General features: G+C 60.6%; 11 protein-coding genes. 9 read left to right on the plus strand and 2 right to left on the minus strand.

The features are described 5' to 3' along the window. The 4 genes from Q0Z71_RS10630 to nifU all read left to right on the plus strand — a co-directional run bounded on the left by Q0Z71_RS10630 (window position 1) and on the right by nifU (window position 3,728). Entirely contained in the window at window positions 1-1,032 is a 1,032-nt protein-coding gene (locus tag Q0Z71_RS10630; RefSeq protein WP_298022145.1) for an ABC transporter permease, read from the plus strand. A 173-nt stretch (window positions 1,033-1,205) separates the two neighbouring features. After that, window positions 1,206-1,994: a M15 family metallopeptidase gene (locus Q0Z71_RS10635; protein ID WP_298022148.1), complete on the plus strand. Its 789-nt coding sequence runs from the start codon at window positions 1,206-1,208 to the stop codon at window positions 1,992-1,994. Between the two features lie 84 nt (window positions 1,995-2,078). After that, a complete protein-coding gene (locus tag Q0Z71_RS10640; protein ID WP_298022151.1) occupies window positions 2,079-3,266 on the plus strand; it encodes a cysteine desulfurase family protein in 1,188 nt (395 codons plus the stop codon). A 15-nt stretch (window positions 3,267-3,281) separates the two neighbouring features. Continuing rightward, the gene (gene nifU / locus Q0Z71_RS10645) at window positions 3,282-3,728 is read left to right on the plus strand and encodes a Fe-S cluster assembly scaffold protein NifU (RefSeq protein WP_298022154.1); all 447 of its coding nucleotides are present in this window, start codon (window positions 3,282-3,284) and stop codon (window positions 3,726-3,728) included. A 239-nt stretch (window positions 3,729-3,967) separates the two neighbouring features. On the opposite strand, the gene Q0Z71_RS10650 is transcribed toward nifU, so the two are convergent. Beyond that, window positions 3,968-4,444, minus strand: a complete 477-nt coding sequence (locus Q0Z71_RS10650) for a metallophosphoesterase (RefSeq protein WP_298022157.1) — start codon at window positions 4,442-4,444, stop codon at window positions 3,968-3,970. Window positions 4,445-4,756: 312 nt separating this feature from the next. On the opposite strand from Q0Z71_RS10650, the gene Q0Z71_RS10655 reads away from it, so the two are divergent. Continuing rightward, window positions 4,757-5,323 carry a DUF3793 family protein gene (locus tag Q0Z71_RS10655; protein WP_298022160.1) on the plus strand — a complete coding sequence of 189 codons (567 nt, stop codon included), beginning with the start codon at window positions 4,757-4,759 and terminating at the stop codon, window positions 5,321-5,323. A gap of 20 nt (window positions 5,324-5,343) precedes the next feature. Next, a complete protein-coding gene (locus Q0Z71_RS10660) occupies window positions 5,344-5,775 on the plus strand; it encodes a flavodoxin (protein ID WP_298022163.1) in 432 nt (143 codons plus the stop codon). Window positions 5,776-5,920: 145 nt separating this feature from the next. On the opposite strand, the gene Q0Z71_RS10665 is transcribed toward Q0Z71_RS10660, so the two are convergent. Next, complete coding sequence (locus Q0Z71_RS10665) at window positions 5,921-7,351, minus strand: FAD-dependent oxidoreductase (RefSeq protein ID WP_298022166.1); 1,431 nt, start codon at window positions 7,349-7,351, stop codon at window positions 5,921-5,923. A gap of 106 nt (window positions 7,352-7,457) precedes the next feature. Here Q0Z71_RS10665 and Q0Z71_RS10670 point away from each other — a divergent pair, with 106 nt between their 5' ends. The 3 genes from Q0Z71_RS10670 to Q0Z71_RS10680 all read left to right on the plus strand — a co-directional run bounded on the left by Q0Z71_RS10670 (window position 7,458) and on the right by Q0Z71_RS10680 (window position 9,718). Next, window positions 7,458-7,757, plus strand: coding sequence for a hypothetical protein (locus tag Q0Z71_RS10670; protein WP_298022169.1), 300 nt, complete (start codon window positions 7,458-7,460; stop codon window positions 7,755-7,757). A 400-nt stretch (window positions 7,758-8,157) separates the two neighbouring features. Beyond that, window positions 8,158-8,880 carry an SdpI family protein gene (locus Q0Z71_RS10675; protein WP_298022172.1) on the plus strand — a complete coding sequence of 241 codons (723 nt, stop codon included), beginning with the start codon at window positions 8,158-8,160 and terminating at the stop codon, window positions 8,878-8,880. 145 nt (window positions 8,881-9,025) lie between these two features. Next, complete coding sequence (locus Q0Z71_RS10680; protein WP_298022175.1) at window positions 9,026-9,718, plus strand: FadR/GntR family transcriptional regulator; 693 nt, start codon at window positions 9,026-9,028, stop codon at window positions 9,716-9,718. Window positions 9,719-9,858 lie beyond the last annotated feature (140 nt).

A 9,858-nucleotide genomic window follows, 5' to 3' on the forward strand; every position in this document is an offset into this window, starting at 1 on the left:
ATGAAAAAGAATACTTCCGCGAAAGAACTGCTCCAGAAGCTGGGAACTCTTCTGGCATTGTTCATCCTGATCGCGATCTTCTGCATCACCATGCCCGACAAGTTCCCCAAAGTCACCAACGTGATGAACATCCTCAAGCAGGCGTCCATCAACTGCCTGATCGCCTCTGGTATGCTGTGCTGCCTGATCACCGCCGGTATCGACCTGTCCGTGGGTTCCAACTGTGTGCTCTGCACCTGCACCATCGGCGTTCTGGTCCAGAACTTCGGCATCACCAACCCCGTTCTGCTGGCTATCTGCGGTCTGGCGGTCAGCGCCCTGGCCGGCTTTATCAACGGCACCCTGCTGACCCGTCTGGACCTGCCCCATCCCTTCGTGTCCACCATGGGCATGAAGAACGTGCTGTGGGGCCTGGCGCTGGTCATCACCGGCTCCAAGTCCATCGGCTTCACCAACACCGGCGTGGATTCCCTGATGTGGATCGGCGGCGGCTCCATCGGGACCATCCGTGACGCAGCGACCAACAAGGTCACCTTCCCCGGCATCCCCGTCAGCTTCATCCTGGTCATCGTGGTGTTCATTCTGTTCGACATCTTCCTGAAGAAGTCCGCGCTGGGCCGTCAGATCTACTGCGTCGGCGGCAACGCCGAAGCGGCCCGCCTGTCCGGCATCCCCTCCAAGAACGTGCTGACCTTCGTGTACACCCTGTCCGGCTTTATGGCCGGTATGGCCGGTGTGGTCTCCGTGGGCCGTCTGGCCTCCGCCAACGGCAACGCCGGTACCACCTATGACAACGACGCCATCGCGGCCTGCATCGTGGGCGGCGCCTCCTTCACCGGCGGCAAGGGCACCATCTGGGGCACCCTGATCGGCGCCATGATCATGGCGGTCATCCGCAACGGCCTGAACTTGGCCGGCGCTTCCAACGATATCCAGTACATCGTCATCGGCGCTGTCATCATCCTGGCCGTTACCATCGACGTTGTCCGCAACAAGGTGGAGGCCAACGCCCGCAAGATGGCCGCCCAGTAAGCGTCCATCCGCGCTGCGCCCAAGAGAAAGATTTCCGGCTGGTCCTTTGGACCGGCCGGAAATTTTTATGGGCTTGTTTACAAATTGTTCCTTGTTTTCCCATGGCAAAGGTTGTACGATACAGATAAAGAACCTCCCGGATGGCCCCTGCATGGGCGGAAAGGAATCAGACGTTGAAAAGAAGAATCTCATGGCTTGCCGCGCTGCTGGCGGCGCTGATGATGCTGTCCCCTGCGGCGCAGGCGGCTGAACTGTCGGAGACACAGGCGGCAGTTTCCGCCGGGGAACAGGCCGCCGCCCCGGCGGAGGACTGGCAGCTGCTGCTGGTGAACCCCTGGCACACCCTGCCGGAGGAATTTCAGGTGGAATTAAAGACCCTTCCCAATGGGATGCAGGTGGACCAGCGGATCTATGACAATCTGACGGACATGCTGGCGGATTGCAAGGCGGCGGGGCTGTGCCCTCTGGTCTGCTCGGCCTACCGCTCCATGGAGACGCAGACGCGCCTTTACCGCAATAAGATCACCCGCCTGCGGGCCGCCGGTTACGCTAAGGATGCCGCGGTGGAGGAGGCGGGCCGCTGGGTGGCGGTCCCCGGCACCAGCGAGCATCAGACGGGCCTGGCGGTGGACCTGGTGGCGGCCAGCTATCAGGTCCTGGACCAGAACCAGGAGAAGACGGCGGAGCAGAAGTGGCTGATGGAGCACTGCTGGGAGTACGGATTCATCCTGCGCTATCCCACAGAGAAGTGCGAGATCACCGGCATCGGCTATGAGCCATGGCATTACCGTTATGTGGGCAAGGCCGCAGCCGCGGCTCTCCATGAGGATGGACTCTGCCTGGAGGAGTATCTGGAGACGCTGGAAGCTGCGGAGAAAACAAGTGAACAGGCGAAAAATGCTGGGACTCCCCTGCGGAGCCCCGGCATTTTTTCTGCCGTCAGGCCTCAGTCGAAAAACTAGAAAATTGAAATTCCTACTTGACAAATGGGAAAATATGTGCCATGATGATATCATAGTAAATAAATAGGAAATAGGAGGAGACCTATGAACGTATATGCAGATAACGCAGCCACCACGGCGGTCAGCGAAACGGCCCTGTCCGCCATGCTTCCCTGCTTTCAGGAGTTCTACGGCAACCCGTCCAGCCTGCACACCCCCGGACAGCGGGCGGCCGAGAAACTGGCGGCGGCACGGGAGATCTTTGCCCGGCATTTGAACGCACAGCCCCGGGAGATCACCTTTACCTCCGGCGGCAGTGAGGCCGACAACCAGGCCCTTCGCAGTGCGGCCGCCTTCGGCGCCCGGAAGGGGAAGAAGCACATCATCTCCACCAAGTTTGAGCACCATGCCATCCTGCACACCCTCCAGGCACTGGAGAAGGAGGGCTTTGCGGTGACGCTGCTGGACATCCCGCCTGACGGCGTGGTGACGGCGGAGCAGGTGCGCGGCGCCATCCGGCCGGACACCTGCCTGGTGACGGTCATGTTCGCCAACAACGAGATCGGCACCATCCAGCCCATCCCGGAGATCGGCCGGATCTGCCGTGAGGCGGGCGTGCTGTTCCACACCGACGCCGTTCAGGCGGCGGGCCACCTGCCCATCGATGTGGAGGCGATGCACATCGACCTGCTGACCCTCTCGGCCCACAAGTTCCACGGTCCCAAGGGCGTGGGCGTGCTGTACGCCAGACGGGGCGTCCCGCTGGAAAACGTGATCCACGGCGGCGCGCAGGAGCGGGGCAAACGGGCCGGTACGGAGAACATCCCCGGCATCTGCGGCGCAGCTGCGGCGTTTGACGAGGCGTGCGCTTCTATGGAGAAAAACGCCGCCTATTTGATTCCTCTGCGGGACAAATTGATCGCCGGCCTCACCGGCATCCCCCATACGGTTTTGAACGGTGATCCGGTCCGCCGCCTGCCCGGCAATGTGAACCTCTGCTTTGAGGGTATCGAGGGAGAGTCCCTGCTGCTGCTTCTGGACGCCAAGGGCATCGCCGCGTCCTCCGGTTCCGCCTGTACCTCCGGTTCTCTGGACCCCAGCCATGTGCTGCTGGCCCTGGGACGGCCCCACGAGGTGGCCCACGGCTCCCTGCGCCTGACATTCAGCGAATACAACAAGCCGGAGGAGATCGACTATATCCTGGAGGTCCTGCCGGAGATCGTCCGCTATCTGCGGGAGATGTCTCCGGTGTGGGACGAACTGGAAAAGGGCCAGCGCCCGCACCTGATTTGAAAGGAGTATATATTTATGGCACTATACAGCGATAAAGTGATGGACCACTTCCAGAATCCCCGGAACGTGGGAAAGATGGAGGACGCCGACGGCATCGGTGAGGTGGGCAACGCCAAGTGCGGCGACATCATGCGGATGTATATCAAGGTGGACCCGGTGACACAGATCATCACCGATGTGAAATTCAATACCTTTGGCTGCGGCAGCGCCATCGCCACCAGCTCCATGGCCACGGAGCTGATCAAGGGCAAGCCCATCTCCGAGGCGCTCCGGCTGTCCAACAAAGCGGTGGTGGAGGCACTGGACGGCCTGCCCGCCCAGAAGATCCACTGCTCCGTCCTGGCGGAGGAGGCGGTCCGCGCCGCGGTGAAGGATTATTTTGACAGGAACGGCATCCCTTACGGCGACGAGCTGAAGGCGTGCGACGGACACTGCGACACCTGCGGACACGAGCACGCATGACAAAAGTCCCCGGAAATTCCGGGGACTTTTTTTGATGCAGCCGGTGCAAAACCTCTGCGGCGGGCTGTTATCATGAAATAACTGGAAAAGTGGCAAATCCACTTTTCCAGTGTCACAGCGCATGTGCGCTGTGACAGGCCGCGGTCCGCGGCTTTGATTTGCATTTCATAGTCAATCACTGTGCGCTTTACGCACAGCGGGCATCGCCCGCTTGAAAAATCCCGTGCGATTTTTCAAGTTCATGGACGATATTCCAGAGGGACGGTGCGTCCATCCAGACTGCCGTTCAGGATGGTGACGATCCCATAGAAGGGGCGGAGGGGATTGCCGATGCTGCCGGGATTCAAAAACAGGGTCTTGCCCCGTTTATCCACCAGGGGCCTGTGGGTGTGTCCGAACAGAAACAGGTCCAGATTCTGCTCCTCCGCCGCATAGCCCGCGGAGAGCAGGGACTGCTTGACGCCGTATGTGTGGCCGTGGCAGATCAGGACCCGCTTGTCCTCCAGAAACAGGAGCCGCTCCGCAGGCTCGGAGGGACGGAAGTCGCAGTTGCCGGGGACCTGCTCAAAGGGGATCTTGGGAAACAGCGCATGGAGCCGCTCTCCATCCCGCCAGCAGTCGCCGAGGTGCAGGATCATGCGGGGCGTGGCCGCCTCCACGGCCCGGACCATGTTGTCGATATTCCCGTGGGAATCTGAAAGGACCAGGATCTTCATACCGGACGCTCCTCCTCAAGATATGCTTTAGAGCCTATCCGCATATGCCTTATTTACGGATAGGCTCTTAGTATAAGCCTTCTGCCGCTGCTTGGCAAGCGTGGAGCCAGGAGCGCGGCAGGGGATGTGGGGCGGACGCGCGGAAAAGGGGACATGTGAAAATTTCTGCAAAAAGGGGGTTGACAATTTTGCGCGAGGGTGTTATATTAAATGTAAGGTTAGTTAAGACTAACCTAAAGCGAATGGCTGGCTGGTCCGGCCAACTTTTCGAATCGATAGTTAGTTAGAACTAACTATCTGCGGAGGGCTGTCATGGAAAAGACCTTTGAAGCGGTGCTGGTGGAGCAGTGCGCCCCGACCCTGGCAGGGGTGAAGCCGGCCAGTTTGTTTCGCTATCAAGGGGCTGACGGACAGCTGGTCCTGACATCTGCCGCGTATTGGGCCAGAGAGCTGGCGCCATTCGGCATTGCGGTCCGGGTCCTGAAAAGATGTTCCAAAACGGGTGCTTGTCTGATCTACCTGTACCGGGCGGGATGGCTCCGTCAGATCCTCGCGGAGCCATCCAACCGGACCTTTCTGGAACAGATGGGATATCGGATGGGACACGGATGCGGGGGACTCCTGGAACAGCTGAGAGGCCGGCTCTGCCTGGAACGGGGATTCCCCCATGAGATCGGCGTGTTTCTGGGCTATCCCCTGGAAGATGTGGTGGGCTTCATTGAGCATCAGGGCCGGGATTACACCTGCTGCGGGTATTGGAAAGCCTACGGCGACCCGGAGACGGCCCGGCGGGTGTTTGAGGTTTACCGGCGGTGTACGGAGCGCTGCAAAGAGCGGTTCCGGCAGGGCGCGCAAATCACGCAGCTGGTGGCTGCGTAAAATAGAAAGGATTTTACAGCATGAATGAGGTTGCCATTGTTTATTGGAGCGGTACTGGAAATACGGAAAAGATGGCCTTCTGCATTGCGGAGGGCGTTCGGGAGACCGGCGGACAGGCGGAGATGATCGCTCCCGCTGAGTTCTCCGCCAGCCGGATGCGGGACTTCGGCGCAGTGGCCTTCGGCTGCCCCGCCATGGGGGCGGAAGAGCTGGAAGAAGGCGAAATGGAGCCGATGTTCAGCCAGCTGGAAGGCGATTTGGGCGGTAAAAAGATCGCGCTGTTTGGCTCCTACGGCTGGGGCGACGGACAGTGGATGCGGGACTGGTGCGCCCGCTGCGGCGCCGCTGGCGCGGACTTGTATGACGAAGCGGGCCTGACTGTGAACGAAACGCCGAATGACGAGGCCCAGGAGGCCTGCCGCGAGCTGGGACGCAGACTGGCGGCCTGGTAAGAAACGCCGAGTCCCCTCTCCCTTGATACTTATCTCCTTTTTTCCCCTCACATAGACCTCCGTGCGGCTGCCATTCCGCACGGAGGTCAACTCCTTTTTCCGCATGAAATTCCGCCCCTCCGGTCTGGCCGGAGGGGCGGAATTTTTATAGGCCCGTCTGGGCGGGGCCGTCCAGCAGACGGCCCTGATAGTCAAAACGGGAGCCATGGCAGGGGCAGTCCCAGCTCTTCTCGTCCGGGTTCCACTCCAGCTGGCAGCCCAGATGGGGGCACTTCACCGGAACAGCGAACAGCTCGCCGTTCTCATCCCGGTAGACGCCCATTTTTTCACCGTCCAGGTCCACCACGCCGCCGTGTCCCGCTGGCAGGTCCTCGGCGGAGACGCGGCCTGGCTCCAGCATCCGCCGTCCCAGGCCCCGGATGGAGCAGGCGGCGTCTCCGGCCAGCTGTTTGGCGGAGGCCCCGGCCTGAAAGCGGTGGGGGGAGAACACGGCGCCGTCGGCAATGGGAGCCTGGCCCAGCGCCAGGGCGCTCAAGATCTCCGCCGCCACCACGGAGGAGCTCATGCCCCACTTCTGGAACCCGGTGGCCACCAGCCAGTCCGGGCGGCTCTCGGAAAACTGCCCGATATAGGGCACGCTGTCCATGGGCATACAGTCCTGGGCGGACCAGGAGGCGGCGACACGGCAGTCCGGCCAGAAGCGGCGGGCGGCCTGGCGCAGCAGCTCATATTTCCCGCCCTTTCGGTTCTCTCCCGTGCGGTGTCCGCCGCCGCCCAGCAGCAGGTACTTCCCGTAGGGGCGGAAGGAGAGGCCGTCCTCCTCAATACCCAGGTAGTAGTCCCGCATCTCCGGCGCGCCCTCCAGGGCCAGCACATAGCTGCGCTCCTGGTGCTGCCGGGCGAAGAAGTAGCCCGGCGCGTTTACAAAGGGGAAGTGGCAGGTGAAGATGATCCGCTTGGCGGTGACCGTCCCCTGAAGCGTCTGGATGCGGCGGCCCTGGACCTCCAATGCCCGGGTGTGCTCATAGATGGACAGTCCGTCCGCCAGAGCCGCCGTCAGCCGCAGGGGATGAAAGCTGGCCTGCCGCCGGAGTCCCAGGGCCTCGGCGGAGAAGGGCAGCTCGGTGTCCCGGGTGAGGAACACGTCCATCCCCAGCGCCCGGCAGGCGTCATACTCCTGCCGCAGAGGCCCCGGCGCGCCGGAGGCATACAGAAACGAGGTGCAGTCCGTCCAGCCGCAGTCGATGTCCCATTCCGCCGTCAGCCGCCGCAGCCGTTCCACAGCCGCTAGATTGGCCCTGGCGTACTGTCCGGCGGCCTCCTGGCCCAGGGACGCGGTCAGCTGGGCGTATTTCAGCCCATGCTGCGCCGTCAGCTTGGCGGTGGTGCGGGCCGTCTGGCCGCCGCCGATGCGGTCCGCCTCCAAAACCACCACATCGGCCCCCGCCTGCCGCAGGAACCAGGCGGTCAGAATACCGGCCAGGCCGCCGCCGATGACGGCAATCTCCGTTTGAAGGTCCCGCTCCAGCGGGGAATAGGACGGCAGGTCCGCCGTTTTTGCCCAGATAGATTCCATGGGATACGCCTCCTTTGCGGCTAGTATACCCATTTTTTGCGGTTCCACCGGGTTTGACACCCAACGCCGGATTTGGTATCATGGATCCTGAAAGCGAGGAGAGACCATGGAGAACCATTTTGACTTTTTAAATATGCAGTTTTTTACCAAGGCGTCGGTGTATCCCGGCAGTCTGGGCACGTTTCGCTACCGCTTCCAGCGCACCGGCTGGCTGGGGACCGGCAGCATCCAGGCGTGGGTATATGAGAACACCAGCTTTGAATTGGCCCAGAATGTGGAGACGGAGACCTTTCCCTGGACGGAGGAGGGCGTGGAAGCCCTGCGGCAGTGGCTGGAGAAAAAGCTGGGGGAGCGGGGCTGGGAGCCCTACCGCATCCCCTTTCCGGCGGCGCCCTCTGCCGGATGAGGGGATGTCCGGAATTGTTTGGTATGTTTTTGCCGCTTTGCGAAATAGCGAAACGCGGCAGTTGCCCATTTTGACAACTGCCGCGTTTTCTGTATATTTCTGCTATGCTGCTCTGCCGCAGGATTTCTTACAATGACATAGGTGGAGGCGTGAGCGCATTGCCGGATGCCAGGGCGGGAAATGGCAAAATACTGGAGCGGGGAGTTATGACTGTCCGATAAATCATGATTTATCACGCTGACTATACTACGGCGCTCTGCCCTGTTCAAGATACGCTGGTGAGATTGCCAGGGGCATTTATCTGAACGGGAACGCCGGAAGTCCGTTCTTTACAAGCGGGCATCTGGGGCGTATAATAAGCCAACAGTCTGAAACGGATGAATGGGGGACGCTTTCTGCTATGAGTACGAAAAAGAAAAAGACGGCCGGGGAACGGGAGATCGAAAGTGAGAGCGCCCGGATCTTCGGCAAGCATGTGTCCAAACAGAAAGCAGGGCTTTTGCTGGCGGTGACGCTGCTCACCTGCGCACTGCCCATGGTGCTGGGCATCCGCCTGTGGAACGCGATCCCGGAGGTGGTATCCACCGGATTGATCGGCATGGACGGCAAGGACGACTCCCTGCCCCGGGCGGCGGTGGTGTTTGCCCTGCCGGGCCTGATGTGCCTGCTGGACCTGATTTGCCATGCCCAGCTGTACGGCTACCAGAAGCGCATGGCGCTGCCTCCGGCAAAATTCCGGCTGGTGGGCCGGTGGGGCTTTCCCGTGATCTCCGTCCTCTTCTGCGGCGGCATGATCCTGGAGTCCGCGGGCCGGGCGGCACTGTCCATGACCTTTGTGACACCCTGCGTGCTGGGGCTTCTGCTGCTGATCCTGGGCGGCCATATGTGGGACTGCCCCCGGAACGCGAAAATCGCCCTGCGGTTCTCCTTCACGGAAAACAGCGAGTCCGCGTGGCGGGCGGTGCACCGGTTCGCCGGCTGGCTGTGGCTGGCGGCGGGCCTGCTGGTGATCGCCGGGACCATGGCCATGACGACCTCCACAATCATGACCGCCGTGCTGGTCCTGATAGCGCTGGCTGCGCCCATGGTCTATGGGCAGAGCATGCGGAATCATCTAAACTGAACCCCGTACCAGACCGCCGTCCCAACGGGACGGCGGTCTTGCACATAACCGTCAAAAAAGAATGGGTTTTTCTGCACACGCCGTCCTTGACGGAAAAAAAGGGGGGTGGTATCATGGTATTACCAAAGGGAAGGAGGACTGTGTCATGCAGTTGGAAAAAATTCAGACCGTATCGCCTAAAATACCGGAATTGGTCATGCAGGCGTTGATATCGGCCATTGAAAACGGACATATACGAGTGGGGGAGGAACTGCCCTCCGAACGGGATTTGGCTGAGACGCTGGGCGTTGGCCGGGGCTCTCTCCGGGAGTGCCTTGCCATTCTGGAATTTTTGGGCGCCGTTGAAAACCGCGGAAACCGGAAGGTCGTCATGCGGGACGCGGACTATATCCAGAAGGCGGTTTCCTTTGTGCGGATCTCTAACAAGATGGACACCCAGGAGGACTTTGGCGAGTTCCGCCGGGTCAATGAGGTGGCGATCGTGGGACTTGCCTGCCAGCGGGCCACAGAAAAAGATCTGGCTGCCATCCATCTGGCTATTGAACACCTGGAAAAGGAACCGAACAACTATATGAACGATGTGGAGTTCCACGACGCGCTGGCGGTCGCCAGCCACAACGTGATGCTTGCGGCCACCATGCACCTGGTCAACAGCATGATCGCGGACATCCGGGAGCGTTTTTTGGGACGGCCGGATTATCAGCGCCTGACCCATGAGTCCCACTGCGCCATCTATGATGCTGTGCGGGACCGGGATATCCCCCGCGCGCAGTGGGAGATGGAGCGCCATCTGCGGATCGTGGAGGAGTTCTCCCGGAAGTATCCAGATAGAAATTGAATACAAAGAGACAATTTGTGCAAATCGCAAAGAAAACCGCCATATTTTTGGCGAGCGAAACCGCAGGGGAGTGTCCAAAATAAAGATTTGATGATATAATAAGGGATATGAGGAAACAGACAAAAGAGGCATGGAAGAAA

It is taken from the genome of uncultured Dysosmobacter sp. (assembly GCF_947631635.1).
GTDB lineage: Bacteria > Bacillota > Clostridia > Oscillospirales > Oscillospiraceae > Oscillibacter.

Excerpts from the sequence above, each read along its gene's own strand:
- Q0Z71_RS10630 (WP_298022145.1), top strand. The coding sequence starts at position 1 with ATGAAAAAGAATACTTCCGCGAAAGAACTGCTCCAGAAGCTGGGAACT.
- Q0Z71_RS10640 (WP_298022151.1), top strand. The coding sequence starts at position 2,079 with ATGAACGTATATGCAGATAACGCAGCCACCACGGCGGTCAGCGAAACG.
- nifU (WP_298022154.1), top strand. The coding sequence starts at position 3,282 with ATGGCACTATACAGCGATAAAGTGATGGACCACTTCCAGAATCCCCGG.
- Q0Z71_RS10650 (WP_298022157.1), bottom strand. The coding sequence starts at position 4,444 with ATGAAGATCCTGGTCCTTTCAGATTCCCACGGGAATATCGACAACATG.
- Q0Z71_RS10655 (WP_298022160.1), top strand. The coding sequence starts at position 4,757 with ATGGAAAAGACCTTTGAAGCGGTGCTGGTGGAGCAGTGCGCCCCGACC.
- Q0Z71_RS10660 (WP_298022163.1), top strand. The coding sequence starts at position 5,344 with ATGAATGAGGTTGCCATTGTTTATTGGAGCGGTACTGGAAATACGGAA.
- Q0Z71_RS10665 (WP_298022166.1), bottom strand. The coding sequence starts at position 7,351 with ATGGAATCTATCTGGGCAAAAACGGCGGACCTGCCGTCCTATTCCCCG.
- Q0Z71_RS10670 (WP_298022169.1), top strand. The coding sequence starts at position 7,458 with ATGGAGAACCATTTTGACTTTTTAAATATGCAGTTTTTTACCAAGGCG.
- Q0Z71_RS10675 (WP_298022172.1), top strand. The coding sequence starts at position 8,158 with ATGAGTACGAAAAAGAAAAAGACGGCCGGGGAACGGGAGATCGAAAGT.
- Q0Z71_RS10680 (WP_298022175.1), top strand. The coding sequence starts at position 9,026 with ATGCAGTTGGAAAAAATTCAGACCGTATCGCCTAAAATACCGGAATTG.